Origin of the sequence: Pseudomonas sp. S5F11 (genome assembly GCF_019641515.1) — a bacterium.
Taxonomy (GTDB): domain Bacteria; phylum Pseudomonadota; class Gammaproteobacteria; order Pseudomonadales; family Pseudomonadaceae; genus Aquipseudomonas; species Aquipseudomonas rhodesiae.
Genome location: NZ_JAIFJZ010000001.1, coordinates 1,339,396 through 1,364,175, shown reverse-complemented (window position 1 = coordinate 1,364,175; position 24,780 = coordinate 1,339,396). Strand labels below are relative to the sequence as shown.

The window sequence follows — 24,780 nt, the reverse complement described above, 5'->3', positions numbered from 1 at the left end:
TTTACCATGCAGGCAATCAACAACATCAACCTCGATTCCCTGATCGATACCCTGGTCAGCCTCACCGCGGCGTTTATTCTCGGTGGGCTGATCGGCTTCGAACGTCAGTACCGCCAGCGCACGGCGGGGCTGCGCACCAACGTGCTGGTGGCGGTGGGCGCGGCCATTTTTGTCGACATGGCCAACCGCCTCGGCGGTGCGGACGGCGCGGTGCGCGTGGTGGCGTATGTAGTGTCGGGCATCGGCTTTCTGGGCGCGGGCGTGATCATGCGTGAGGAAGGCAATGTGCGCGGGCTTAACACCGCCGCCACGCTGTGGGCGTCGGCGGCGGTGGGTGCCTGCGCCGGCGCGGACCTGATTCTCGAAGCGCTGCTGGGCACCTTGTTTGTGCTGGCGGCCAACACCTTGCTGCGGCCGATCGTGAATAACATCAATCGTCAGCCGCTGGATGTGGTGTCGGCGGAGGTCACCAATATTCTGTATGTCATCGCGCGGCGTACCCAGCAAAAGGCCGTGTTGGCATTGCTCGAAGCGGAACTGGCGCGCTGCAACTACCCAGCCAGCGACGTGGACGTGCGCCCGTTCGGTCCTGAGGAAGTGGAGATCGAGGCCACACTGGCCGTGACCTCGGTGGACGGTGACGAGTTGGATGCGCTGGTGGCGCGCATCTCCATGTCGACCCTGGTGGTGCAGGCGTTCTGGAGCCCCAGTACCACCGAGTAAGCCCCTGAGGGCGGACGCCTACGCTGCCGAGCTTGGCTATGCTCTAGTGAGGAAAACTCCTACAAGTATTCGGGACTAGCCCTTCATTTGAACACGCGCACCGTTGCTATGGTTGCGCGCTTGCGCCCGCTTTGCATCAAGGCGCAACGCTACGTTTTTACTGTGTGTTCGAAAAAGAGGGGGCCTGTACTGCCTGTAGGCGTTGCGCTGAGTGATCAGAACCGTTTGTCGGAACTGTTACTTTTCACAGGTAGATGAGGCTCGCTTGATATGTAAGCGTATTGATCCTCCCAGGGGAGTCTTATGAGCAACAAAGCTTTAATTGTGGATGATCATCCTTTTATACGTGCCACCGTCAAATACCTGTTGAAGCAAGAAGGCTTCGATAAGATTTTTGAAGCAGGCAATGGTGCCGATGCGATGCAGATTGCCCGAGAGGAACGCCCGGACCTGGTCATTCTCGACTTGGCGATGCCCAAGCTCGGGGGGTTGGAGGTTATCAGTCGTATCAAGGCCCTGGAACTTCCCTGCAAGATCCTGGTGCTCACGTCGTATCTGGCGGAGTTCTTTTCCACTCGCTGCATGCGCGCCGGTGCGATGGGGTTTGTCGCTAAAACCGGTGAACTCGATGAACTGCAAAAGGCTATCAGAGCGATCCGCTCGGGCTACAGTTGTTTTCCCAGCCTGGCCACCAGTTCGGTACGCCGTGACGATCTGCAGTCCTCGGAGAAGGAATTGGTGGATTCGTTGTCGGACCGCGAACTGACTGTGTTGCAGAAACTGGCCCTGGGCCTGGGCAACAAGCAGATCGCTGCGGATATGCTGTTGAGTCACAAGACCATCAGCACCTACAAAACCCGGCTCAAGGAAAAACTACGCATGTCCTCGGTGGTGCACTTGTCCAAGTTCGCCCAACGCAATCATCTGATTTGAAATGATCACCTCTCGGCTGGCGAAACTCACGGCCATCCTTCTGATAGGGCTGTTGCCGCAGGCGGCGATGGCCCTGGACGAACCGCATCAACTGCAGTTGCTGGGTCACTCCACCCTGAAAGACGCTTCCGTGACGCTGGACGAAGCCGACTGGCGCTGGCTGCGGGAGCGCCGCGTGCTGGTGATGGGCGTGTCCGGGCCGGATTACGCCCCGTTTGACTTGACCAACAACAAGAACGAACTCGAAGGCATCACCGCCGATTATGCGGCGTTGATTGCGGACATATTGAATGTGGCGGTTGATGTGCAGCGCTTCGACACCCGCGATGAGGTGATCGAAGCCCTCAAGACCGGTGTCGTAGATTTTGTGGGTTCGGCCAATGGCTATGAAGCGGCCGACCCGCAACTAGTGCTGTCCCGCTCTTATGCCAATGACCAACCGGCATTGGTCACACGCAGCGGCGACAGTCACGCCCTCAGCGCGGACCTGGCGGGCAAGCGCGTGGCGATGCTTTACCACTATATGCAGCCCGACGCCGTACAGGCCTTTTATCCCGATGCGCAGTTGCTGTTGTTTGGCTCGACGTTCGAAGCCATCGGCGCCGTAGCGTTCGGTCAGGCGGATGTGTACCTGGGCGATGCGATCAGTGCGCGTTACCTGATCAACAAGAACCATCTCAATAATGTGCGCTTGGCGGATTTCTCTGCGTTGGAGGTCAACCCGTTCGGCTTTGCCTTCGTCAAGGACAATACCCGTCTGCTGACGATTATCAACGCTGCGCTGGCCGCGGTGCCGGCTAACCAGCAGATGGAAATCCTGCGCCGCTGGAGTGCAGGCGGCAGCGGCTTCCTGGACGCCGACCGGCTGCGTTTGAGTGCGAGTGAGCAGCGTTGGCTGGAGAAAAATCCCCGAGTGAAAGTGGCGGTGCTCGATAAGTTCCTGCCGCTATCGTATTTCAACGAGCAAGCGCAATTCGAAGGGTTGAGCGCCGAGGTCTTATCGCGCATCAGCCTGCGTACCGGTTTGAAATTCGATGTGGAGCGTGGCAGTTCGCTGCCTCGGCAAATTGATGAGGTCAGTACTGGGCGAGCGGACATGCTGGCGGTCGTCACGCCAAGCGTGGAACGCTCGGAGAAAATCCGTTTTACCCGGCCCTACCTGTCTAACCCCTATGTACTAGTGGTGGCCTCCGGCAATGAGAACCTGATCACCCTGGAAGACATGGTCGACAAGCGTCTAGCGTTGATCGGCGGTGGCGGTCTGGCGTCCTACATCGCCGTGCACTACCCGCGGGTTGTTTTCGTCGATGTGGAAAACCCTGAGCAGGCCATGGAATTGGTGGCCAATGGCAGTGTGGAGGCTGCCGCGGTTTCGCTGATCAGCGCGCGTTATATGATCGCGCGCCATTACCGTGATGGACTGCGCATCACCAGTACCATCGGCACCGAGCCGGCGCGCATCACCTTCGGGGTCAATCGTGGCCAACTGGAGCTGTACTCGATTCTCGATAAAGCCTTGTTGAGTATCACGCCAGAAGAAATGGACGAGCTGACCAATCACTGGCGCAACGAGATCATCGTGGAAGACAGCTATTGGATGCGTCATCGCAATGTGATTATTCAAGGCTTTGGCCTCGCCGCGTTGCTGCTATTGGTGACGTTGGGCTGGATCCTCTATCTACGCAACCTGATTCGCAAGCGTGCCCAGGCCGAGCGGGCGTTGAGCGATCAGATGCGGTTTATGAGCGTGCTCATCGACGGCACCCCCCATCCGATTTACGTGCGTGACCGCCAGGGTCGGCTGATGGCCTGTAACAATGCTTACCTGGACGTGTTCGGCTTCAAGCTCGAAGACGTGATCGGCAAGACCGTGGTGGAAACCGACACCGGCAACCCGCCTCAGGCCCAGTCGTTCCATGCCGATTACCTGCAGTTGATGGAGCGTGGCGAGCCACAGATTCATGACCGCGTGCTCAAGCTTCCCAGTGGCGAAGTGCTGACCATCTATCAATGGATGCTGCCGTACCGTGACGGTGACGAAAAGGTCGTGGGCATGATTGCCGGCTGGGTCGATGTCAGTGAGCGCCAGCGCTTGCTGGGCCAATTGCAGGAAGCCAAGGAAGACGCCGACGCCGCCAACCGCGCCAAGACCACGTTCCTGGCCACCATGAGCCATGAGATTCGCACCCCCATGAACGCCGTGATCGGCATGATCGAACTGGCGCTGAAGAACGCCGAGCAGGGCCGAGCCGATCGCGATGCACTGGAAGTGGCCTCGGTGGCCTCGCGCGGCATGCTGGAGCTGATCGGCGATATTCTCGATATCGCGCGCATCGAGTCCGGCCATCTATCCCTGACCCTGGCTCCGGCCAACCCGCACGAACTGCTGACGTCAGTCGCACGGGTGTTCGAGGGCCTGGCGCGAGACAAGGGACTGGCGCTGCAGGTGGAACTCGATCCGTTGATCGACTGTGCGGTGATGCTTGACCCGTTGCGCTTCAAGCAGGTGGTGTCCAACCTATTGGGCAATGCGATCAAGTTCACCGCCACCGGCCAGGTGCGCCTCGGCGCAATGGGCGCGACCCATCTGGACGGTCACTTGAACCTGAGGTTATGGGTTGAAGATACGGGCATCGGCATCAGCGCCGAAGACCAGCAGCGTTTGTTCAATCCGTTTATACAAGGCGGCAATCACGAACAGTCCGCGCGCAGCGGTTCGGGCCTGGGCCTGGTGATCAGTCGCAACTTGTGCGAGATGATGGGCGGCCAACTGCACCTCACCAGTGTGCTGGGCAAAGGCACACGGATTGACGTGGCGTTGGTGCTGGCACTGACGACCGAGGCGCCGGTCTCTTTGCCTGTGCCGCACATCCCGCCGGCCCGGGCGCTCAACATCCTGGTGGTGGACGACTACCCGGCCAATCGCGTGCTGTTAGCGCGGCAACTGAGTTTCCTTGGGCATCATATCGTGACGGCCGACGACGGCGAGCAAGGGCTGGCGTTGTGGCAGAGCGGGCATTTCGATGGGGTGATCACCGATTGCAACATGCCCCTCAAGGATGGTTACGCGCTGACCCGCGACATCCGCGCCCAAGAGCGCCAACGTGGCCTGGTGCCGTGCCTGGTGTTGGGATTTACCGCCAATGCCCAGCCCGAAGAAACCGCGCGTTGCCGTCAGGCCGGCATGGACGGGTGTCTGTTCAAACCAACCGGTCTGGAGGATTTGCGCTCGGCGCTGGCGCCACGCACAGCGTGTGTCGTCAGCGACGAGGCTGAACCGGCGTTCAACTTGAGTGCATTGACCGCGCTGACGGGCGGTGACAAGGCCGCGCTGGAGGAGCTGTTGGCGCCGTTGCTTGCCAGTCTTAAAGAAGATAGCGCCATGTTGTCGACGCTGTACGAGCAGCGCAATTTTCCCAAGCTGCATGATTTGGCCCATCGTGTTAAAGGAGGGGCGCGTATGGTCAGAGCCCAGGTGCTGATCGAGTGCGCCGAAACCTTGGAAAACGTTTGTGAGCGTCGTCAGCTCGACGCCTTGGGCCCGGCGGTCGAGGCCATAAGGTCGGCCATCGACAGTCTGCATCACAGCTTGGCACTTCACTGCAATCAGACATGACGGGGATAGAAGGTCATTCGGCCGATTTGGGAGAACTCCTACGTGAACGGGGAACATGCCTGATTTTGTCGTCGGAATATGTCTGGACAATGGGCGGGGCTCAATCACGAGCACTGCCTGCCCAGGGGGGTTGCCATGCCGAACAAAGCACTGACTATCCTGATTGCCGATGAACAGCACCTGCAACGGCTGTACATCGAAAAAATGCTCAATCAATTGGGGTACCACCGGATTGTCCCGGTGCAAACCTTTGAAGAGGTTCAGATACTCACGGCCATCCCGGCCGAGCCGTTTGATGTGCTGATCATCAATGCGGGGCTCCTGGTCGATACTTGCGAGCCGCAACCTCAGGCGCGCCATGTGCTGGTCTACGACCACCTCGATCTCTGCAAGCCGACCGGCGCTACGCCGGCGGTACTGGTGCGCTTGCCGGGTGTGCCTGACAACGTCAATCTCGAACACTTCATGGATATCATCGACCCACCCGAGGCCGCTACCGGCCTTCGGGTGTTGCCGTGGCTGCGCGAGCTATCGCGCCAGCCGGTGGCAGGCGCCTAGCCTCACTGCGAAACGATGCCTGGGCCGCTCAGCGGCGGACATGTCCGCACTACGCGGCGAGCAAGTTCGGCTGAATCAGCAGCGCTCGCGCAAGCGTTGTGCCGCGCCGCGTAGCATCTGCTCGGTGCCATCCCAGCCCAGGCATCCATCGGTCACCGACACACCGTATTGCATCGACGCGCTCAAGGGCTGGCAGCCCTCGAACAAATGGCTTTCAAGCATCATGCCGATCAGCGAGGTGTCGCCCTGCAGGCGTTGCTCCAGCACGTCGTTGAATACCGCTGGTTGCCGCAATGGGTCCTTGCCACTGTTGGCATGGCTGCAATCGACCATGACCCGAGCCGCCACCTTGGATTTGGCCAGGTCGCCCTTGACCTGCGCCACGCTCTGCGCATCGTAGTTCGGGCCACGGTGGCCACCGCGCAGCACCAGGTGCGTATCAGGGTTGCCTGAGGTCTGGATGATCGCCGGATGCCCCTGGCTGTCGACGCCGAAGTGGCGATGTGGGTGGGCCGCCGAGCGCATGGCGTCACAGGCGATGGCAACGCCACCGTCGGTGCCATTCTTGAAGCCTACGGGCATGTCCAGGCCGCTGGCCATTTCGCGGTGGATCTGCGATTCGGTGGTGCGCGCGCCAATCGCCACCCAACTGAGCAGGTCGTCGAAGTACCCGGCGGCCATGGGTTGCAGCAGCTCGGTCGCGACCGGCAGGCCCAGACGCAGCATTTCTCGCATCAATTGGCGTGACAGGGTCAGGCCGGCGGCCATGTCATCGCTGCCGTCCAGGTGAGGATCATAGGCCAGGCCTTTCCAGCCGATGGTAGTGCGCGGTTTTTCGACGTAGGCACGGATCACCAGCAGCATCTGGTCGCTGACGTCGAGGGCAAGTTTCTTTAACTTGCGCGCGTATTCCATGGCCGATTCCGGGTCGTGGATCGAGCACGGGCCGACAATCACCAGCAAACGCGAATCCTCGCCATTGAGGATGGCACGCACGGCTTGGCGATGGGCGTGGATCTGTTCGACAAGGAACGGACTGAGCGGCAACTGGTGCTTGAGCTCAAGGGCGCTGGGCAGACGCTGGGTCAGGGCCTGATTGGCGCTGATCAGGGTGGAGACGGGCAGAGCGGCGACGGAGGAGTTCATATTCAAAGCTTCCTGGGCGAGCAGCGGGCGATTCCCGCGCTCGGCCCTACAGGGGTGTTCGACAATTGGCCATATCGGCGATGTGTGTTGGTTTGCCACCCATAGGTGACCGATCGGAGGCGGCAGACTGTCCCGAGCGGAGCTGGCTAAATCGCCATGCGGTGGAAGTGTCGTAGCGGTAATAAGTGGCGTAGTTCATGTCGTGCTTCCTGTTAAATATTCGTGATCAAGCAAAAAGAATTAAGGGCCAGAAAAAACAAAACCCCCGGTCGGGGAGCCGACCGGGGGTTAGATTTCTCTGGCAGGCGACCCCTTGAGTAGTGGCCGCCGATTTCAGGTATCAGGCGCGCCAGTGGCTAAACCAATACCCAAAATACAAGCTGACAGGTGCGCTCGAACCGTTCACGCAGGCGACCGACACCGAACGCATGGCGCTGGCGGCTAGGCAAACCTGAGGGTGGGCGAGTTGCAACATGTTATGTCTCCAAACGATGGCGGGAGCTTACTAGAGACGTGCGATGGGATTCAATCGGTAATTTCTATTGCGTGATGGGACTTACCGCTATGGGGGAGTGCCGATATGCTGGTAACACGTTGCGACTGATTATTCGGACACCCCATGACGGCCTTGACTCTTGCTGCGGCTCAATCGATTTCCCTCCCCGGCGATGTACCCGCCAACATTAGGCAGCACTTGGCGTTTATGCAGGTGGCGGCAGAACAGGGCGTACAACTGCTGGTATTCCCTGAGCTGTCGCTGACAGGCTATGAACCTTCGCTCGCGGCCGACTTGGCCATCGCACCAGACGCTACGCAACTGACGCCTTTGCGCGTAATGGCCAGGGAGCTTCGGCTGACCGTCGTGGTGGGGATGCCGATCCGGATGGCGCCCGATGCCGGGGTCATGATTGGCGCACTGGTACTGGGAGCGGATGGTTCCCGGGCGGTCTACACCAAGCAGCACCTGCATCCAGGCGAAGAAGTGGCGTTTGCCCCGGGGCAGGGCGGTGTGGCCTTAGAGTTCGGGGATGACCGCATCGCTTTATCGGTATGTGCGGACTTCACTCATGCCAGTCATCCGCATGCCGCCGCTGAAGCGGGCGCGAATGTCTATGCCGCCAGCGTGCTGATCAGTGAAGGCGGTTATGCAAAGGATTGTGCACAGTTACAAACTTACGCCGCCGAATATCGTCTGTTGGTGTTGATGGCCAATCATGGTGGCCCTTCGGGGGGCTGGGATTGTGCTGGCCGTAGCGCAATCTGGTCCCCCGATGGCCGATTGCTTGCCGCTGTGCCTGGCGTGGGCGAGGCGCTCTTGGTGGCGCGCCGCAATAACGACGTGTGGGCGGGCCACGTAGTGGCGCTCTGAATGATGTTTAACCTGCGCGCCGCCACGGACAATGACCGAGCTTTCGCCCGAACCCTGACCTATGAGGCGATGAGCCGCTACTACCAGCAGTACGGTTTGCTGTGGTCCAACGATGGCTTTGATGTGGCGTGGGGCGGTCGCGAAAACTGGCTGATCTGCCGCGAGGCTTCAGTTTTGGGCTTTATCAGCTTGAGCCGCGACAGCAAGGCGCTCTACATCCGTGAGCTGCATATGCTCGAAGGCTGTCGTGGGCTGGGTGCCGGCAGTTGGGTGTTGCAGCAAATGGCCGTGAAGGCGCAATCCTTGGGGCTATTGCGATTGACCGTATTCAAAACCAACCCGGCGCGCAGGCTGTATCAGCGCATGGGGTTGAGTATTGTTGGCGAAGAGGATTGCTTCTGGCGCATGGAGCGCGTCTGTCGTCCAAGCTAAACAGTGCGTGTAAACCTAATAAGCGCATACTGGCCTCAGGAGTCGACTTCCTGATCGTTGTTTTGGCCATCAGCCTCAGAAAGGATGATCCCTTCTTTCATGCCCAAAAGGACCGCTACCTTATGGGCTTCTCCACGTCGCCCCTTTTTGCGCCCAGCGAGCACTTGATAGGTGGTTGCCGGATCTACGCCATGTTCACGGGCGAACGCTTGAACTGACTTTCCTTGATGTTCCAGCCAGGCCTTGGCTTGTGCAGCAGTACGGATTCCGGGCATAGTTCAAAACCGTTCAAGTTCGTTTAACGAAGAGATGATGGTGTCACCTCTTGGGGTGTGCCAACTAGGATCATACATCCAAATGAGTGGAATCGGTTCGCGTTTGAGGCAAGAAAGAGAGCGACTTGGCCTGTCGCAGAAAGTTTTTGGTGAAATTGGAGGTGTCGAAGCCAATGCACAAGGTAAATACGAAAGCGGCGGGCGCGCGCCTAAAGCCGATTATTTGTCACGCGTCGCAGCAAGAGGCGTAGATGTGCTCTATGTATTGACTGGCACCGCCACGCCCCTTCAACTCGATAATTTGAGCCAGATCGAAGAGAAAGTATTGGGTGACTACCGCGCGATGTTCAAGGAGGACCAAGATGCAATTCGTCGCCTCACCTCCACCTTGGCCGAACACAGCGCTTCAGTGAACGGAAAATCCAAGGTCCAGCCCTCGGATTCCTGACCTTTCGTCCAGCAATTGCGGCTATCCGCCCCTCGGCGGATGGCCTTTGCTTATCCAACGTCCATATATATGACGCGTGCAGCTAGGTCTGCGCCTTGGTTTTTTGCTAAGGTGTTCAGCAACCTATAAGACCATATCGCGAGGTGTCTGCTTGATTAGGGTGCTAGTAGTCGATGACCATGATCTCGTTCGTACAGGCATTACACGAATGCTGGCTGACATCGACGGCCTGCAAGTAGTCGGTCAGGCCGAGTCGGGGGAAGAGTCCCTGATCAAGGCCCGGGAATTGAAACCCGATGTGGTGTTGATGGACGTCAAGATGCCAGGCATCGGCGGTCTGGGTGCCACCACCAAATTGCTGCGCAGCCATCCGGATATCAAGGTCGTGGTAGTGACTGTGTGCGAGGAAGACCCGTTCCCTACGCGCTTGCTGCAGGCCGGCGCGGCCGGTTACCTAACCAAGGGCGCCGGCTTGGCGGAAATGGTGCAAGCCATTCGTTTGGTGTTTGCCGGTCAGCGCTATATCAGCCCGCAGATTGCCCAGCAGTTGGCTATTAAATCGTTCCAGCCCACCAGCGACTCGCCGTTCGATGCTTTGTCTGAGCGGGAAATCCAGATCGCTTTGATGATCGTCGGTTGCCAGAAAGTGCAGGCCATCTCCGACAAGCTGTGCTTGTCGCCCAAGACCGTCAACACCTACCGTTATCGTATTTTCGAGAAGCTCGCCATCAGCAGTGATGTTGAATTGACCCTGCTCGCGGTGCGCCACGGCATGGTGGACGCCAGCGCCTGACATGACCACGCCGTTTGATCCCAGCGCCTTTCTCTCGACTTGCAGCGGCCGCCCCGGCGTGTACCGCATGTTCGACAGCGAGGCGCGCCTGCTTTATGTGGGCAAAGCCAAGAACCTGAAGAACCGCCTGTCGAGCTACTTTCGCAAGACCGGACTCGCGCCGAAAACTGCGGCCCTGGTGGCGCGTATCGCTCAGGTCGAAACCACCATCACCGCCAACGAAACCGAAGCGCTGTTGCTTGAGCAGACCCTGATCAAGGAGTGGCGGCCCCCCTATAACATCCTGCTGCGGGACGATAAGTCTTACCCGTACCTATTCCTGTCCGACGGCAACTTCCCACGCCTGAGTATTCATCGCGGGGCCAAGAAGCAGAAGGGCAAGTACTTCGGGCCGTATCCCAGCGCGGGGGCGATTCGTGAGAGCCTGAGCCTGCTGCAAAAAACCTTTTTTGTGCGCCAGTGCGAAGACAGCTTCTACAAAAACCGCACGCGGCCTTGCTTGCAATACCAAATCAAGCGCTGCAAGGCGCCCTGTGTGGGGCTGGTGGAGCCGGCGGAGTATGCCGAGGATGTACGGCATTCTGTGATGTTCCTCGAAGGTCGCAGCAACGCGCTCACCGACGAGTTGTCAGCGGCCATGGAGCAGGCAGCCAATGCCCTGAATTTCGAACGGGCTGCCGAACTGCGCGACCAGATCTCGTTGCTACGGCGGGTGCAGGATCAGCAGAGCATGGAAGGTGGCAGTGGCGATGTCGATGTGATCGCCGCGTTCGTCAACCCGGGCGGTGCTTGTGTGCACCTGATCAGCGTGCGGGGCGGGCGGGTTCTCGGTAGTAAGAATTTCTTTCCGCAGACCGGTATCGACGAGGATGTGGCCGAAGTCATGGCGGCGTTTCTGGGGCAGTACTATGTCAGCAGTCCGGAGCGCGACTTGCCTTCGGAACTGATTGTCAACGTGGTCCATGAAGACTTCCCCGCACTGATCGAAGCCATTCACGAACTGCGCGGCCGCGAGCTGGATATCAGCCATCGCGTGCGTGGCACTCGTGCGCGTTGGCAGCAACTGGCGGTGACCAACGCTGAACAGGCTCTGAGTGCACGCCTGGCCAATCGACAGCATGTTGCCGCACGCTTCGATGCCTTGGCTGAGGTGCTCAATCTGGACGAGCCACCGCAGCGCCTTGAATGCTATGACATCAGCCACTCCAGCGGCGAAGCCACGGTGGCCTCCTGCGTGGTGTTCGGGCCGGAAGGGCCGATCAAGTCCGATTACCGACGCTACAATATTGAAGGGGTCACCGCCGGCGACGATTACGCGGCCATGCATCAGGCCCTCACACGGCGCTTCAGTAAATTGAAGGATGGCGAGGGCAAACTCCCTGACATCCTGTTGGTGGATGGTGGCAAGGGCCAACTCTCCATGGCCCGTGATGTACTCAACGAACTGGCGGTGCCCGACCTGATCCTGCTGGGTGTCGCCAAGGGCACCACGCGCAAGGCCGGTTTTGAAACGCTGTACTTGAATGATGCCGCCCACGAGTTCACCTTGAAGGGTGACTCGCCGGCCCTGCATCTGATCCAGCAGATCCGCGACGAAGCTCACCGTTTCGCCATTACCGGCCATCGCGCCCGCCGTGGCAAAACTCGACGAACCTCAACCCTGGAAGGGGTTGCGGGGGTGGGCCCGACGCGCCGCCGCGACTTGCTTAAACATTTTGGTGGCTTGCAGGAGCTGTCCCGTGCCAGCATTGACGAGATAGCCAAAGCACCCGGTATCAGTAAAAAGCTCGCTGAGTTGATTTATGCGAATCTGCACAGCGAATAGAATGCCTTTCCACCTCGTAGCCAGTTGTGCCGATGAATATCCCTAATCTGATTACCGTTCTACGCGTCCTGCTCATTCCGATTTTTATTTTGCTGTTTTATTTGCCCTACCAATGGAGCTACCTGGCCTCAAGTTCGGTATTCGCCTTCGCGGCAGCGACCGACTGGCTCGATGGCTACCTGGCGCGTCGCCTGGAGCAGAGCACGCCGTTCGGCGCATTTCTCGATCCCGTGGCCGACAAGCTGATGGTGGCTGTGGCCCTGGTGCTGCTAGTACAGGAGCACGGCAACCTGTGGCTCACGTTGCCTGCCGCCGTGATCATCGGCCGCGAGATCGTGGTGTCGGCCCTGCGTGAATGGATGGCCGAAATCGGCGCCCGCGCCCACGTTGCGGTCTCCAACATGGGCAAGTGGAAAACCGCTGCGCAGATGCTTGCCCTGGTGATCCTGCTGGCCAATCCGTCCGATTTCACCTTTTGGGTCCTGTTGGGCTACGCCTTACTGCTCATCGCCGCTGGCCTCACCTTGTGGTCCATGCTCCAATATTTACGCGCCGCCTGGCCTCATCTGCGCACCACCGTTGAAAAGAAATAAAACATTTTTGAATCAAGGGGTTGACGGGTGATGAGGATTCTATAGAATGCGCACCACCAAGACGCGGGAATAGCTCAGTTGGTAGAGCACGACCTTGCCAAGGTCGGGGTCGCGAGTTCGAGTCTCGTTTCCCGCTCCAAATATAGATCTACAGAGTTCCATGGAAGTCTGTAAGTCATTGAAAATAGACGCTTAGGCGTCTTTTTTCGTTCCGTTGGCATCCACTCAAAGCTACGGGTATCTGGACTAGATTTAGTCCAGAATCTAGTCCATAAAAATGGCGGGCTTCGAGATCGGATTGTTGCAGGAGCCCAACGAGTCATTTGCTGAACATCTAGCCCTGAATCCAACCTTCAGGAGGCTAGAAGCATGGCTCTTTCAGATGCTGCCGTCCGGCAGGCCAAGCCCACCGGCAAAGACTACACTCTCGGCGATATTGACGGTCTGTCCCTGGCGGTGACGGCTTCGGGCGGGCGTTCGTGGCACTTCCGTTACTGCTGGAACGGTAAGCAAAAGCGCATGTCGATGGGCACCTATCCCGAAGTCAGTTTGCGTGAGGCGCGTTCCCTTCGGGACGAAGCGCGCAAATTATTGGCGCAAGGGGTCAACCCCCAGGCGCATCGCCGGCACACCCGTGAAGCTGACCGGCTGGCAGAAGAAAACACATTTAAGAGTACGTTCGACCACTGGGTCGAGCATCGGTCGCTCTCCCTCAAGGAAGGCCGGCAAAGCACGCTGTCTCAGATTCGGCGGATCTTTGGCAAGGACGTGCTGCCCACGCTTGGCCTGTGCTCCATCGGTGACATTCGTCGCCCTGATCTGCTAGCGGTGTTGGCGCGGATCGAGCAGCGCGGCGCGTTCACGACTGCCGAGAAGTGCCGGACCTGGTTCAATCAGCTGTTTCGTTTCGCCATGGTCAAGGTTCCGGCGCTAGAGCAGAACCCCGCCTCAGACCTGGACGTGGTGGCGATGCCCAAGCCGTCGGTGGTCCATCAACCCTTCCTGCGTATGGCCGAGCTTCCGGCCTTGTTACACACCTTGCGTGATTACGGCGGGATGGAACAAACGCGGTTAGGAATACGGCTGTTGCTGTTGACGGGAGTACGCACGGGAGAACTGCGTTGGGCGACCCCCGCTCAGTTTGATCTTGAGCGAGGGTTGTGGACCATTCCCTCCGAGGTGGTCAAGCAGTTGCAACTGAAGATGCGCAAAAAGCGCAGGCGTGCGCAGGACATCCCTCCCTATATCGTGCCGCTGTCGACTCAGGCGATGGAGGTGGTGCGCCAACTGTTGAAGCGAGTGCGTCCCGCGCAACGCCACTTGCTGGCCCATCGCAGTAACCTGGGCCAGCGGATCAGTGAAAACACCCTCAATGGCGCCCTGCGCCGGATGGGTTATGTCGATCAACTGACGGGGCATGGAATCAGGGCCACGCTGTCCACTGCGTTGCATGAGATCGGTTACCCCAAACCGTGGATTGACGCCCAGCTATCCCACGCGGATCCAGACAAGACCAGTGCCACCTACAACCACGCCGAGTACGTGGAGTTGCGGCGGCACATGATGCAGGACTGGGCCAATCGGCTGGATCTGCTGGAGCGGGGCAATCTGAAAGCTGCCAGTACACGACTGATCATTCGTCTGGAGGGCGTGCCTCAGTTGGGCGAGGGGGTAGAGCTGAATCCTGCGGTTGCTTTGGCTGTGCAGGCGGGATAGGGCCTTGGGTCAGTCGCAGATAGGGGGTTGTCGAACGTAGCTGACGGCATCACTGCCTGCGGGTCGCGCAACAGGTACCCTAGAATTTCATATAAGGTTTGGTTGTTCATGGGGCATTCTCGAGAACCAGGTGACGTCCAAGCGCGTGGGTGGCGAACTCGGGGTTGCGTCATTTTGAGTATTTATCAAACTCGCCAAAATTAGTGACTTTGAAGGCACTTAAAGACTCTCGGGAACGCCGAAAAGCATTTTCACTAGGCTCTAGGACAATTTTTTCAGCTCAAAAAATCTTTAATATGCCCCCAGATTTGCCCCCGCTCGCACTGGGTGCACGAGCGATCGCGAATGGCGATTTCTGACACGGACCTCGGTGGCCGTGGCTGGTATTCAGTGCACTTCCTTATACTGGATGAGCAACCCGTCTCTGGCAAACCCTTGCTCGTTCGGAAGAGGACGTGGGTGATGAGTCGATACCTTTAAGCGGCGTTGTCGGGGCTGTTTTTCAGCACCTATCCTTCGCTGTTCATGGCCAGTTAAGCCTTTGGGCCAGGTCGGTGATCAGTCGTTAGGCAAGTGCAACTGCACTTCCATGGCGTCATGCAGGAGTCGGACGACCTCGATCACGTCGTCATTTGCCACGCGATAGAACACGACATGGCGCGGGCTTTTGACCGTTCCATGAGGGTGTTTAGCCTGCTGGCGTGAGTAGATGAGGTGATAGCTGCGAAGGCCCGGTGCAAGCTCATCGCGGTCGTGGCTGCCAATTCGATAGAGCGTGTCGGCGATAGCTTGTAATGCGGAGAGGATCAGCGCCTGGTAGCGGTGGCGTGCTTGATCGCCGAACTGCGTCTGGGAGAGCCTGAGGATGTCGACAATGTCGGTGCGCGCCGCGTTGGAAATCCGATATTGCGGCATGCTCAGTGTTTCTCGCGCGCGGGGAGGGTGGCCTCCAGGCTCAAGCCCTCGAGGTAGTGCTCCAGATCTCCTTCGTTCAACTGAGTAAAGTGCCCGTGCTCAAGATCCATGATGCCGATCGAGGTCGCCTGACGCAGGGCCTCAATTTTGGCGGTGTCTTCGGCGACGCGCTGTTCCAATAGGCGCAAACCTTCTCGCATCACTTCGCTGGCATTCTGATAACGGCCGGACTGCACCAGGTCCTGGATAACCTGTTCCTGGTGAGGGGTGAGCACAACGTTTCGCGTCGCCATAACTAGCTCCAGGTCCATGCAAACAGGTACTTTTGATTGTTGGCATATTATGCCATTTTCGTTCAGGGGAATAGTTTGGGGCCGACATTCGGCGATCAGCTGATGGCTGACTCGGCGCTAATCAGCAAGATTCAAAGTGATCCACCCATTAATAAAACAACCTGTAGATTGATTGTATGCGTCCGGCCAAGTCATCTACCCAGCCCCGCAAAGCCAAGAGATGGTGTGCACTTAAATTTAAGTGGGCACCAGCTCTAGCCGTTTAAGCGGGTATTTCATGCGGCCAACACGCCGTTCCTATTCCAAATCCTTCAACGCCCAGGTCATTCAAGAGTGTGCCCAGCGCGGTGCTTCGATTGCCAGCATTGCGCTCAGCCATAGCCTCAACGCAAACCTCGTCCACAAATGGATTCGGGTGCACACGCACAAAAGCGTCGTGCTTTACATGCATTTATTCCATTACCCATGCCGTTGGCCGCAGCAAGTTCGCACGCAGCGTCATCGAATATCTGCGTTGAGATCCAGCACCCACGCGGCATCGTTAAATTGAACTGGCCCACTGAAAATGCTGCTGCATGCGCGACCTTTCTTCGAGACCTGTTGCGATGATCCGCATCGACGCCATCTGGCTCGTCACCGCTCCGATGGACATGCGCGCTGGTACCGAAACTGCGTTAGCTAAGGCGATCGTGGTGTTCGGTGCGGCGCAGCCGCACTGCGCTTATCTGTTCGCCAACAGCCGCGCCAATCGCATAAAGGTGCTAGGAGCTGAAGTGCCCTCAGGTTTCTGGTCCTGAGATAGGTCAGTGACGCCTTCATACGTCTCATCATGTGGGTGCCGAACATAGCCGGTTCAAGGCCAATAGCTTTTTTCCACGCTTGACGATTCGGGCGTACTGCCGGGTCAGGGCTGGTCTGTGAGAGCCAGCAATGCCAGTAAGCTTTTACGGCCGCTCATTTCCTCCGCAGAAGTTGCTCCAGTAATAGCTCACGGCTCGAGGTATGGGGCGGATGAAGCTACTGGGTGCCAAAGTGCTAGTGTCGAGACTTTTTCGATTGCTAGAGCACCGCAAGGAGTAGCGCATGTCATGGCTAATTAAGCTGGAGGGGGCGCCCGATGGTTTTGATAAGTATCTCGCGAGATTCCATTGCCAATCTACCGGACGCCCAAGGCATGCTTAGAAAAACCACGGTGTATGACTTTGGCGGTGCATTCAATGTCTATCGCGCCGATGAACAGCTGGCCTATTTGCAAAATCGCGCAGCCGTCACCGACCCCGTCGAACGGGCGAACCTGGTCCTTAAGTACGAGGTCCATAACTACGACCCGGTAGGTACGTGGTTCATCATGGGCAATAACCCAGGCACCGGCGGGGTGATACCCCAGGGCAGTAGCCTGTTTAAAGAGCTTATCAACGTATTGAAGGGCGAGACGACAATGCACAGCTGTTACGCCTACGGCCCAAATGCCTGCACACGATACTGGCCCGAGGGTCGGCCCGTGCTGGCGCCGGTGAGCCCGCGCAAATAAGGAAATTCAGGATGCAGCTCAAACGTCTGGCGTTAATTGTGTTGATTGCACCTTTTGTCAGCGCTTGCTTTAGCAAGCCCTTCTAGCCCCCCACGGCCGATGCCGACTTGTGGGAGAAGCCCGGCGCCAGCCACCAGGATGTGGTTGCGTCCATGTTGGCGTGTGGTGAAAAGAATGGTTCCGGCATTGATCCCAGGGCCAGCTTCCAGGAGATGGCCCAGCGCTTTGTGTGTATGAAGCGCGCGGGCTACACCCGGCGTGACGGTTTCGATATCTGTGCATCGCACCCCAAGGAGCCGTTGAAGGCCTGCGAGTCGGCGCAATGAAACCACAAAAAAACCGCCTTCTTTTTGAGGGCTCGTCACTCAACACGATAGGGACATCACCTGTGAAATATCCAATCTGCGCCACCTTGGCGCTGTTACTGAGCGGCTGTCTGACCATGTCGGGTGAATACACCGTGACGGCTCAGGACGCCTCCGGCGGCCCGTTAACCAAGCTTGGCACCTTCACCGCCGAGGGCCATAACATCTACCCCATACGCAATGCGTTCTGCCTCAATGCGCCGGGGGCGACGGTCATCATTCGCGATGCCCGCACCGGCGAGGAACTGCGCAGCGAAAGCCCTTATCACTGCCGTTAAGCCTCAAAAAAAGGATTTCCATGAGAGCGTTTCTGATCGCAGGCCTGGCTCTGGCCGTGAGTGGCTGCGGCAATATTTCCAATATCCGTGCTTACAATACGGCCTATGTTGAACCCACATCCGGGGATACCGCACGCTTGCGTGTGATCACCAATGGCATGGCGCGCGGCGTGCCGGGCCGTGACTGCATCGACTGGCGTGTGCCTGGCGCCGGGGTGATGGCCGTGTCCGAGTCCGGCTTTGCGGGGCAGAATAATGGTCGCAGCCTGGGCATGCCCGAGAGCAACCGCCGGGTGGAGCCGCAAGGCTCCGCGCGTAGCGAACTGAAGGTGCCGGCGAACAAGCCTTTTGCCATGAACTTCCAGAGTGAGGGCTATGTTTCCGGCGGTAATTCCTATAGATGCAGGCAAAGCTTTCACTTCACCCCCAAGGCCGGGCAAGATTACGAACTGATCCTGCTCGACGGTGGCCAGTGCCTGGTCGCGTTGCAGCGCTTAAACCCAGCTGGAAAACCTGAAAACGAGCCTGTTGAGAAGGCAGGGCTGTGTAGAGCATTGGATGCCTTTTAGCTTGGGATATTCAGAATTCCAGCGATAGGTAGCTATCCGGACATTGCGGATAGTTCAAACCTAAACGTGAGCCGAATCAATGCGCATCGGGGGCGTGGCCTTTAGCCGACTTGACATACCAGGCGTATCCAAGAGGCAGAGAAGTGAGCCAGCTTGCACTTGCGGAGGAGGCAAGCTGGGCGAAACCAGAACCGAGTTGGTCGTCCGCTTTTGAGGTAGACATCCAGACAAAGGCCAAGCGTTTTCTGGCGCTGTCACGAGATGGAGATAGATGGCATCACCGACCACAATTTTTCTGACATGTCCGCTTATGGCCGAATTCAATCGGTCGTCACAGGCAGAAAACGGCCAGAACCGGATGTTTAAAGCTGGGACAATGAACTTGTCGAATTTCTTCCCGCTTTAAGAGTTTGCCGGCGCGCTTTTACACACTCTGGGCTGGCAAGTAGAGTTAGGAAATCAGCTCGTCCCTTTTTATAAAGTAGGTGCAAATGGTGGCTCCCTTCGTTCTCCAGGACTTTGATGTTGGATGGGTCGCCACCGACGCCGTCGGGCAGGTTGCGCTCTTCACTACGGGGGGGCCGGGGCCGGTTCCTGATTCCGCAATGCCCTCCGTCGAAAACTCCGAAGAATTTGTCCTCTCATTGCCGGAGGTGTCCGATGCAGATCGGGTCACTGCCAGGGCTGGCGTAAACGCTTTCGTTGAATTTGCCAAACGTGGGTTCTTCGCGTACGACTGGTCAGACGTTCATCGCGATTCACGCCAAGCCTTGAGGGGGTATGAGCTGCAATGCCGCCCACTGAATCCACTGACACTTTTCGATTTGCCTGCCCCTTTACGGGCATTAGCTGAGGCTACTCGGCTATCTGATGTAACCTTCGGAGCACCCATCATAGTGATCGGTGATCAGGTTTCTTAGCCTTCATTCGGCGATTCGGAGCCGCTTTTTTGGGCCGGAAGCTTTCAGTTGCGTACCGCAGCTCCCGGCCAATAGCTGCGCTTCGCGATTGACGACTTTCGACCCAAAGCGGTCATCCCGGGGCTAGCTCCCTAGACTGCCTCACAGTTGGGTATTAGCTGCTAGGTGACGTTCCAATCGCTCATCCCCGACAGAACATTAGGACGTCCGGTACAGCTCCTCGCGAATCAGAACCGATGTCGATTACCGACTACTCGTGTCACTCGCAACTCATTAAGCAGATTCGTGAGGGTGGAGCCCATAACACGCGCACAATCGACCCTAAAAATATTGATGAGCAATTTATACTTATGTGCTGATTAATGCTCATCGGTCATCAGCTCCATAACCCGTAGAATGGTGGCCACTTTGGATGGCTAACGGGGCCTCGTCCATCACGAACGGACCATGGGATATGAATCTTAACCGTGCGAATCTTGCCGATTTCGTTTATTTCCTGGCCATTGTCCGGCACGAGAACTTCAGCCGGGCGGGCAAGGAGGTTGGCATCAGTGCGTCTGCGTTGAGCCATGCCATCAAGGGGCTTGAGACGCGTCTCGGCGTTCGTCTCCTCAACCGCACCACTCGCAGTGTCACGCTGACGGCGGCAGGCGAGGAGTTGCACGGCTTTATCTGCAAACCTATGGACGAAATCGCTCAAGCAGCCGAAGCGTTGAATCGTTATCGGGATGAGCCTACCGGGCGTATTCGTCTTAATCTTCTCAGTGACGCTGCCGATCTCTTGTTGGGCCCGGTTCTCCCGGTGTTTAACGACCGCTACCCGGACATGCAAGTCGATTTGACAGTCACCAACCTGATCGTCGACGTCATCGGCGGCGGGCACGATGCCGGTATCCGTTACGGCGGTACGGTGCCCGAGGACATGATCGCTCAGCGTCTGTCGCCGGACATCCGCTGGGTGGTGGCGGGCAGTCGGGGCTATCTCAAACGTTTCGGCGTGCCACAGCATCCGAACGATCTTGTGCAACATCGCTGCCTGCGCATTCGCCTGGGCAATGGTGCCATGTATGACTGGGAATTCGAAAAGGACGATGAGCAGTTGGCAATTGCCGTCCCGGGCTGCATCACCATCGACGAAACACGCGTCGGGCTTTCGCTGGTGCGCCAGGGAGCTGGTCTGATGTACGCCCCGGAGCCTGCGATTGCTCCTCTGGTGGCGCGCGGGGAGGTGATCCGGGTGCTCGATGACTGGGCCAGCGTAGCCCCGGGATTCCACATGTACTTTTCGAGCCACCGGCAGGTCCCGATGGGCCTTACGCTGTTGATCGACCTGATCAGGGAACTTAAACCAATGGGCGAGTGCCTGCCGTAGCCGCATCAGACCTCGACGCGGCTGGGTATCTCAGGCTCGTTTCGAGGCGGCTATATCGACGACGAATCGATAGCGCACATCCTTATCGACAACTCGTGCATAGGCCCGGTCAATCTCGTCTGGATTGATCAATTCGATATCCGCGGTGATGTTGCGTGCCGCACAGTAGTCGATGACTTCCTGAGTTTCGGCGATCCCGCCAATCAGGGATCCAGCGAATGTTTTGCGCCCAAACGCCATCAGCATTCCGCTCAATCCTTGCAAGTCATCCAGAGCGCCGACATTAACGAACGTCGCATCCAGTTTCAGCAGGTTGACGAAGCGCTGCATGGGGTAGGCCTGCGGCACCGTGGAAATGATCAGGTCGAAGTGGTTGGCGAGTCGAGCAAAGGCTGCTTCATCGCTCCACAAGATCGCCTCACCCGCACCCAAGCGCTTGGCGTCCTGAACTTTGCTGGCAGTGGTGGTGAAGACCGTCACCTCGGCTCGCCGAGCGGCACCCAGTTTCACTGCAACATGTCCTAATCCTCCCAGGCCGATGACGGCGACTTTTTGCCCAGGTTTGAGGTTCCAGTGCTGCATCGGTGAGAAGGTCGTGACGCCCGCGCAAAGCAGTGGCGTCATGGCTGCCAGGTTGGCGCCCGACGGCATGCGGATCGCAAAATGCTCGGCCACCACGATGCGTTCCGAGTAGCCGCCATACGTCATCCCTCCCAACACCTTGTCTGGGGATGCGTAGGTGAATGTCGTCCCTTCGAGACAGTTCTGTTCGCGGTCTGCCAGGCAGTTTTCGCAGTTACCGCAAGCGTCCACCATGCACCCGACACCTGCATAATCACCCACCTTGAATTTGCTGACCTGCGCTCCAACAGCTGAGACCTTTCCGACAATTTCATGGCCAGGCACGCAGGGGTAGGGTGTCTCGGACCATTCGCTGTGTGCGATGTGGATATCCGAGTGGCAGACGCCTGCATACTCAATATCGATCAACACATCTTTGGGGCCTACGGCCCGGCGCTGGATCTGCATGGGCGCAAAGCCCGCCCTGGCCCCTTTCGTGCCGTAGGCACGGACGCTGAACGGCCCTTTGAGTTGTGCGGGTTCCGAAGCCTGGGCTACTGATTCGCCTGCTCCGCTCAGCAAGGGAGCAGCCGCCAGTCCTGCTCCCGCCATCAGTACTTTGCGCCGACTCATGGCCGAAGGCGTCGCGTCAGATGTCTTTTCACTCATGCAGCTTCGCTCCTTAGGTTTTCTTGCGGCCAGCAAATACATCGTTGACCACAGGCACTGCGGTAAACACATTTGGCCATCCGGTGTAGAACGCCAGTTGTGTCAGCACCTCAGAGGCTTCTCCCTGAGTCAGCCCGTTGTCCATGGCTCGGTTGAGGTGTGCGCCGAGCTGTGCGACCTGCCCGGTGGCGATTAGAGCGCTGACCGTTATGAGGCTTCGATCTCGTGGGGCGAGCCCGGGTCGTAGCCACAAGTCATGAAAGAGCGCAGCGCTGGTGTAATGCACCACACCCGGTGATACCGGACCGACTGTCTTGTCGACAAAGGTCGTGCGAACTTTCTCGGATGCTTGGTCGATAGGTAGCAGCGGAGGGGACACGGGGGGGAGTTGCTCCACTGTGACGCCGCGCTGGGCGAACACCTGCTTGGTCACCAGGATGGTTGCGGTGGCATTGCCCCAACCGGTGTAGAAAGCCAGATGGTTGATGACTTCGGAAATTTCCGAAGGCTTAACGCCGTTATCCAAGGCCAGGTTCAGGTGGTAGGCCAATTCGACCGTTTGCTGCTTGGAAATCAGCACTGCGAGGGTGACCAGACTGCGGTCGCGAGGAGACAACCCGGGGCGTTTCCACACTTCTCCGAGCAGCATCGATTCAGTGTTGTGTGCCAACGTTGGAGACACGGCACGCATGTCATCCAGGCTTGGAACAGGAGGTACTTGAGCCGAGTCGCCGGGCGTATGGTTGGAGCACGCTGCCAGCAACAATGACAGTGAGGCCAGTCCGGCCTTTGCCCATTTCATCGCGACGCCTCGTACTGTGCCTCAGTGACAGGCTCCAGCCACTCCACATTCTTGCCATCCTGAGACTCCTGGATCGCAATGTGGCTCATCCCGGTCGTTGCAGTCGCGCCATGCCAGTGTTTGACGCCGGGTGGCGTCCAGATCACATCGCCAGGCTTGATAACGATTTTCTCGCCGTTTTCCTGCTGGATCCAGCCCATGCCAGCCGTGACGACCAATGCCTGCCCCAAGGGATGGGTGTGCCACACCGAGCGCGCGCCGGGCTGAAAGGTCACTGCACCTGCCGACACTTTCGAGGGTGCACGTACCGCAATCAGAGGATCGATCCGGGCGCTACCCACAAAATTTCCGGGCGCACCCATGATGGACGCCTGCTCGCCGTTGCGAACCACGTTCATGGTTTTCTCGGTGGGAATTTCGGCGCCGTAACCAGACATTGAGGCCATCAATGTCGCGGCCAGCGCAGATAGGGTGGCGAGTGCTTTCATCGGTAAGCTCCTGCTCGTTATTCGGAGGAGCTGAAACGCTAGAGGAACATCTTCGACAGAACTACCCCTCAAATCCTGCATGAAGCGATGAGCAATGCTCATCAGTAGGCCGTCAGACCACTGCCAACGCGGCGGGGACTATTGATGAGCATTCCTCACAGGAACATCCCGATCTTGGCGGGTTATCGTCTCAATCGAGGTTGATTACCGTAATCCCATCGAACAATGGCGTCGCGTTCCCCTTTCCAGCATTGAAGATCAAGGCTCCAGGAGAATAATCCTGCGCGGCAAGCATTCGTATTTTCCCCGAGAGAACACACAGTGAGCAAACTGGAGTTGATTGCGCCGCGTAGTGACGTCGCGCTGGCCGATGTATCGAAAAATACTGTTGAGCATGGGCTGCGGGTTCTGTTGATTCTCAGTGCATTGTTGGCGTTCGCCTCTATTTCCACTGACCTCTACCTGCCCGCGATGCCGGTCATGGCGACGTCGCTGCATGCCACCAGCGGCATGATGGAACTGACGGTCAGCGGTTATCTGGCGGGGTTCAGTCTGGGCCAGCTGTTCTGGGGGCAGTTCAGTGATCGCTTCGGGCGGCGCCTGCCAGTCGCGCTGGGGTTGCTGCTGTTCATCATCGGTTCCAGCGGCTGCGCGCTTGCTGCTGACGGCTCGACGATCATTTTCTGGCGAGTTGTTCAGGCATTGGGCGCGTGCGCCAATGTCGTCCTGGCACGAGCCATGGTACGCGACCTTTACGAAGGCCAGCGGGCAGCGCAGAAGATGTCGACGCTGATGACCATCATGGCAATTGCCCCATTGGCCGGTCCGACTGTGGGTGGGCAGATTCTGCACTGGTTGTCCTGGCAGGCGATCTTCTGGACGCTGGTGCTGGTCGCGCTGACGACATTGGCCAGTCTACTGTGGCTGCCCGAGACCCTTCCAGTTCGCCGTCGAACGCCTACTTCACCCCGTGCAATCCTGATGCGCTACGGAAGTTTGCTAAGCCACCGCAAATTCATTGGTTATGTCGCTGCGGGTGGGTTCTTTTACGCCGGAACGTTCGCCTACATCGCCGGCTCTCCGTTTGCCTACATCACCTACCACCACGTCACTCCCCAATGGTACGGCGCCTTGTTTGGCGCCGGGATCGTCGGGCTGATGCTCACCAATCAGATCAACGCCAGGCTGCTCAACCGCTACACCAGCGACACGATGATGACCGTGGGTGGGTTGGTCTCTTGCGTGGCCGGACTGGTGCTCGCCATCAATACGTGGGCCGATCTGGGCGGACTGCCTCTGATGATCTGCGGCTGCCTTTTATTCGTATCAGCCACAGGGCTGGTGTTGGCGAACTCGATCTCGGGTGCGCTGGGCTGTATGCCTGAGTTCGCAGGCTCAGCCTCGGCGCTGGCCGGTGCTCTGCAATACGGCGCGGGCATTTTCGGCTCGGCGCTTGTGGCGATTTTCGCTGACGGCACACCCTGGCCGATGGGGTTGGTACTGGCCGTTTGCGGAGTGGGTTGCCTTGCCAGCGCGGTATGGGTGCTGCGCGCCCCTGACGATCACTGATCCATTTTAGAACTTGAACCA

At 58.2% G+C, this 24,780-nt stretch carries 25 protein-coding genes, 1 tRNA gene and 2 pseudogenes; 20 read left to right on the top strand and 8 right to left on the bottom strand.

Features of this window, described 5'->3' with window-relative positions; genetic code table 11:
• The first annotated feature begins 6 nt into the window (after positions 1–6).
• From K1567_RS05850 to K1567_RS05835, 4 genes are all read left to right on the top strand, one after another.
• The gene (locus K1567_RS05850) at positions 7–723 is read left to right on the top strand and encodes an MgtC/SapB family protein (RefSeq protein ID WP_034097241.1); all 717 of its coding nucleotides are present in this window, start codon (positions 7–9) and stop codon (positions 721–723) included.
• A 303-nt stretch (positions 724–1,026) separates the two neighbouring features.
• Entirely contained in the window at positions 1,027–1,656 is a 630-nt protein-coding gene (locus tag K1567_RS05845) for a response regulator transcription factor (RefSeq protein ID WP_034097243.1), read from the top strand.
• 1 nt (position 1,657) lies between these two features.
• Positions 1,658–5,272, top strand: coding sequence for a transporter substrate-binding domain-containing protein (locus tag K1567_RS05840; RefSeq protein WP_213549284.1), 3,615 nt, complete (start codon positions 1,658–1,660; stop codon positions 5,270–5,272).
• 135 nt (positions 5,273–5,407) lie between these two features.
• Positions 5,408–5,830: a hypothetical protein gene (locus K1567_RS05835; protein WP_034097247.1), complete on the top strand. Its 423-nt coding sequence runs from the start codon at positions 5,408–5,410 to the stop codon at positions 5,828–5,830.
• 75 nt (positions 5,831–5,905) lie between these two features.
• Here K1567_RS05835 and K1567_RS05830 read toward each other — a convergent pair whose 3' ends face one another.
• Complete coding sequence (locus K1567_RS05830) at positions 5,906–6,976, bottom strand: 3-deoxy-7-phosphoheptulonate synthase (protein WP_034115554.1); 1,071 nt, start codon at positions 6,974–6,976, stop codon at positions 5,906–5,908.
• A gap of 619 nt (positions 6,977–7,595) precedes the next feature.
• Between K1567_RS05830 and K1567_RS05825 the strand changes: the two genes are divergently transcribed.
• Positions 7,596–8,345 (top strand): carbon-nitrogen hydrolase family protein, encoded by a 750-nt coding sequence (locus tag K1567_RS05825; protein ID WP_220698249.1) that lies wholly within the window; start codon positions 7,596–7,598, stop codon positions 8,343–8,345.
• Positions 8,346–8,777 carry a GNAT family N-acetyltransferase gene (locus tag K1567_RS05820; RefSeq protein WP_220698248.1) on the top strand — a complete coding sequence of 144 codons (432 nt, stop codon included), beginning with the start codon at positions 8,346–8,348 and terminating at the stop codon, positions 8,775–8,777.
• Positions 8,778–8,812: 35 nt separating this feature from the next.
• On the opposite strand, the gene K1567_RS05815 is transcribed toward K1567_RS05820, so the two are convergent.
• Positions 8,813–9,052, bottom strand: a complete 240-nt coding sequence (locus K1567_RS05815) for a DNA-binding protein (protein ID WP_034097254.1) — start codon at positions 9,050–9,052, stop codon at positions 8,813–8,815.
• A gap of 82 nt (positions 9,053–9,134) precedes the next feature.
• On the opposite strand from K1567_RS05815, the gene K1567_RS05810 reads away from it, so the two are divergent.
• From K1567_RS05810 to K1567_RS05785, 6 genes and pseudogenes are all read left to right on the top strand, one after another.
• Complete coding sequence (locus K1567_RS05810) at positions 9,135–9,500, top strand: helix-turn-helix domain-containing protein (protein WP_034097256.1); 366 nt, start codon at positions 9,135–9,137, stop codon at positions 9,498–9,500.
• A gap of 151 nt (positions 9,501–9,651) precedes the next feature.
• The gene (gene uvrY / locus K1567_RS05805; protein ID WP_010566015.1) at positions 9,652–10,293 is read left to right on the top strand and encodes a UvrY/SirA/GacA family response regulator transcription factor; all 642 of its coding nucleotides are present in this window, start codon (positions 9,652–9,654) and stop codon (positions 10,291–10,293) included.
• A gap of 1 nt (position 10,294) precedes the next feature.
• The gene (gene uvrC, locus K1567_RS05800; protein ID WP_220698247.1) at positions 10,295–12,118 is read left to right on the top strand and encodes an excinuclease ABC subunit UvrC; all 1,824 of its coding nucleotides are present in this window, start codon (positions 10,295–10,297) and stop codon (positions 12,116–12,118) included.
• Positions 12,119–12,150: 32 nt separating this feature from the next.
• Positions 12,151–12,711: a CDP-diacylglycerol--glycerol-3-phosphate 3-phosphatidyltransferase gene (gene pgsA / locus K1567_RS05795; protein ID WP_034097260.1), complete on the top strand. Its 561-nt coding sequence runs from the start codon at positions 12,151–12,153 to the stop codon at positions 12,709–12,711.
• 63 nt (positions 12,712–12,774) lie between these two features.
• A tRNA-Gly gene (locus K1567_RS05790) sits at positions 12,775–12,850 on the top strand.
• A 230-nt stretch (positions 12,851–13,080) separates the two neighbouring features.
• Positions 13,081–14,367 (top strand): annotated as a pseudogene (locus tag K1567_RS05785) (tyrosine-type recombinase/integrase); the annotation flags it as partial.
• A 618-nt stretch (positions 14,368–14,985) separates the two neighbouring features.
• Here K1567_RS05785 and K1567_RS05780 read toward each other — a convergent pair.
• Both K1567_RS05780 and K1567_RS05775 read right to left on the bottom strand, forming a co-directional pair.
• On the bottom strand, positions 14,986–15,342 hold the full coding sequence (locus tag K1567_RS05780; RefSeq protein WP_220698245.1) for a type II toxin-antitoxin system RelE/ParE family toxin: 357 nt from the start codon (positions 15,340–15,342) through the stop codon (positions 14,986–14,988).
• A 2-nt stretch (positions 15,343–15,344) separates the two neighbouring features.
• Entirely contained in the window at positions 15,345–15,635 is a 291-nt protein-coding gene (locus tag K1567_RS05775; RefSeq protein WP_034097264.1) for a type II toxin-antitoxin system ParD family antitoxin, read from the bottom strand.
• A 277-nt stretch (positions 15,636–15,912) separates the two neighbouring features.
• On the opposite strand from K1567_RS05775, the gene K1567_RS27905 reads away from it, so the two are divergent.
• Positions 15,913–16,185, top strand: a complete 273-nt coding sequence (locus K1567_RS27905) for a transposase (protein ID WP_169903883.1) — start codon at positions 15,913–15,915, stop codon at positions 16,183–16,185.
• A gap of 25 nt (positions 16,186–16,210) precedes the next feature.
• Complete coding sequence (gene tnpB / locus K1567_RS05765; RefSeq protein WP_103387545.1) at positions 16,211–16,432, top strand: IS66 family insertion sequence element accessory protein TnpB; 222 nt, start codon at positions 16,211–16,213, stop codon at positions 16,430–16,432.
• Here tnpB and K1567_RS05760 read toward each other — a convergent pair.
• Positions 16,398–16,540: pseudogene (locus K1567_RS05760) on the bottom strand (integrase); the annotation flags it as partial. The gene tnpB and the pseudogene K1567_RS05760 sit on opposite strands and share 35 nt — an antisense overlap.
• 212 nt (positions 16,541–16,752) lie before the next feature.
• Here K1567_RS05760 and K1567_RS05755 point away from each other — a divergent pair.
• From K1567_RS05755 to K1567_RS05735, 5 genes are all read left to right on the top strand, one after another.
• Positions 16,753–17,166, top strand: coding sequence for a hypothetical protein (locus K1567_RS05755; RefSeq protein WP_034097266.1), 414 nt, complete (start codon positions 16,753–16,755; stop codon positions 17,164–17,166).
• 107 nt (positions 17,167–17,273) lie between these two features.
• Positions 17,274–17,492: a hypothetical protein gene (locus K1567_RS05750; protein WP_152331814.1), complete on the top strand. Its 219-nt coding sequence runs from the start codon at positions 17,274–17,276 to the stop codon at positions 17,490–17,492.
• A 62-nt stretch (positions 17,493–17,554) separates the two neighbouring features.
• Positions 17,555–17,809 (top strand): hypothetical protein, encoded by a 255-nt coding sequence (locus K1567_RS05745; protein ID WP_034097267.1) that lies wholly within the window; start codon positions 17,555–17,557, stop codon positions 17,807–17,809.
• A 20-nt stretch (positions 17,810–17,829) separates the two neighbouring features.
• Positions 17,830–18,378 carry a hypothetical protein gene (locus K1567_RS05740; protein ID WP_034097269.1) on the top strand — a complete coding sequence of 183 codons (549 nt, stop codon included), beginning with the start codon at positions 17,830–17,832 and terminating at the stop codon, positions 18,376–18,378.
• A gap of 1,374 nt (positions 18,379–19,752) precedes the next feature.
• Positions 19,753–20,670, top strand: a complete 918-nt coding sequence (locus K1567_RS05735; protein ID WP_034097271.1) for a LysR family transcriptional regulator — start codon at positions 19,753–19,755, stop codon at positions 20,668–20,670.
• A gap of 30 nt (positions 20,671–20,700) precedes the next feature.
• Here the strand turns inward: K1567_RS05735 and K1567_RS05730 are convergent, their stop codons facing one another.
• Genes K1567_RS05730 through K1567_RS05720 form a run of 3 tightly spaced genes read right to left on the bottom strand, consistent with a single transcriptional unit; the run spans position 20,701 to position 23,190 of the window.
• Positions 20,701–21,900, bottom strand: coding sequence for an NAD(P)-dependent alcohol dehydrogenase (locus K1567_RS05730; RefSeq protein WP_034114467.1), 1,200 nt, complete (start codon positions 21,898–21,900; stop codon positions 20,701–20,703).
• Positions 21,901–21,913: 13 nt separating this feature from the next.
• Positions 21,914–22,702, bottom strand: coding sequence for a carboxymuconolactone decarboxylase family protein (locus K1567_RS05725; RefSeq protein WP_034097275.1), 789 nt, complete (start codon positions 22,700–22,702; stop codon positions 21,914–21,916).
• Positions 22,699–23,190, bottom strand: a complete 492-nt coding sequence (locus tag K1567_RS05720) for a cupin domain-containing protein (protein ID WP_169869060.1) — start codon at positions 23,188–23,190, stop codon at positions 22,699–22,701. The genes K1567_RS05725 and K1567_RS05720 overlap by 4 nt, the downstream gene beginning before the upstream one ends.
• A 321-nt stretch (positions 23,191–23,511) precedes the next feature.
• Here K1567_RS05720 and K1567_RS05715 point away from each other — a divergent pair, with 321 nt between their 5' ends.
• Positions 23,512–24,759 carry a multidrug effflux MFS transporter gene (locus tag K1567_RS05715; protein WP_310794492.1) on the top strand — a complete coding sequence of 416 codons (1,248 nt, stop codon included), beginning with the start codon at positions 23,512–23,514 and terminating at the stop codon, positions 24,757–24,759.
• Positions 24,760–24,780 lie beyond the last annotated feature (21 nt).

Coding starts and splice junctions, on each gene's coding strand:
- K1567_RS05850 (WP_034097241.1), top strand. CDS start 7: ATGCAGGCAATCAACAACATCAACCTCGATTCCCTGATCGATACCCTG.
- K1567_RS05845 (WP_034097243.1), top strand. CDS start 1,027: ATGAGCAACAAAGCTTTAATTGTGGATGATCATCCTTTTATACGTGCC.
- K1567_RS05840 (WP_213549284.1), top strand. CDS start 1,658: ATGATCACCTCTCGGCTGGCGAAACTCACGGCCATCCTTCTGATAGGG.
- K1567_RS05835 (WP_034097247.1), top strand. CDS start 5,408: ATGCCGAACAAAGCACTGACTATCCTGATTGCCGATGAACAGCACCTG.
- K1567_RS05830 (WP_034115554.1), bottom strand. CDS start 6,976: ATGAACTCCTCCGTCGCCGCTCTGCCCGTCTCCACCCTGATCAGCGCC.
- K1567_RS05825 (WP_220698249.1), top strand. CDS start 7,596: ATGACGGCCTTGACTCTTGCTGCGGCTCAATCGATTTCCCTCCCCGGC.
- K1567_RS05820 (WP_220698248.1), top strand. CDS start 8,346: ATGATGTTTAACCTGCGCGCCGCCACGGACAATGACCGAGCTTTCGCC.
- K1567_RS05815 (WP_034097254.1), bottom strand. CDS start 9,052: ATGCCCGGAATCCGTACTGCTGCACAAGCCAAGGCCTGGCTGGAACAT.
- K1567_RS05810 (WP_034097256.1), top strand. CDS start 9,135: ATGAGTGGAATCGGTTCGCGTTTGAGGCAAGAAAGAGAGCGACTTGGC.
- uvrC (WP_220698247.1), top strand. CDS start 10,295: ATGACCACGCCGTTTGATCCCAGCGCCTTTCTCTCGACTTGCAGCGGC.
- pgsA (WP_034097260.1), top strand. CDS start 12,151: ATGAATATCCCTAATCTGATTACCGTTCTACGCGTCCTGCTCATTCCG.
- K1567_RS05780 (WP_220698245.1), bottom strand. CDS start 15,342: ATGCCGCAATATCGGATTTCCAACGCGGCGCGCACCGACATTGTCGAC.
- K1567_RS05775 (WP_034097264.1), bottom strand. CDS start 15,635: ATGGCGACGCGAAACGTTGTGCTCACCCCTCACCAGGAACAGGTTATC.
- K1567_RS27905 (WP_169903883.1), top strand. CDS start 15,913: ATGCGGCCAACACGCCGTTCCTATTCCAAATCCTTCAACGCCCAGGTC.
- tnpB (WP_103387545.1), top strand. CDS start 16,211: ATGCGCGACCTTTCTTCGAGACCTGTTGCGATGATCCGCATCGACGCC.
- K1567_RS05755 (WP_034097266.1), top strand. CDS start 16,753: ATGGTTTTGATAAGTATCTCGCGAGATTCCATTGCCAATCTACCGGAC.
- K1567_RS05740 (WP_034097269.1), top strand. CDS start 17,830: ATGAGAGCGTTTCTGATCGCAGGCCTGGCTCTGGCCGTGAGTGGCTGC.
- K1567_RS05735 (WP_034097271.1), top strand. CDS start 19,753: ATGAATCTTAACCGTGCGAATCTTGCCGATTTCGTTTATTTCCTGGCC.
- K1567_RS05730 (WP_034114467.1), bottom strand. CDS start 21,900: ATGAGTGAAAAGACATCTGACGCGACGCCTTCGGCCATGAGTCGGCGC.
- K1567_RS05725 (WP_034097275.1), bottom strand. CDS start 22,702: ATGAAATGGGCAAAGGCCGGACTGGCCTCACTGTCATTGTTGCTGGCA.
- K1567_RS05720 (WP_169869060.1), bottom strand. CDS start 23,190: ATGAAAGCACTCGCCACCCTATCTGCGCTGGCCGCGACATTGATGGCC.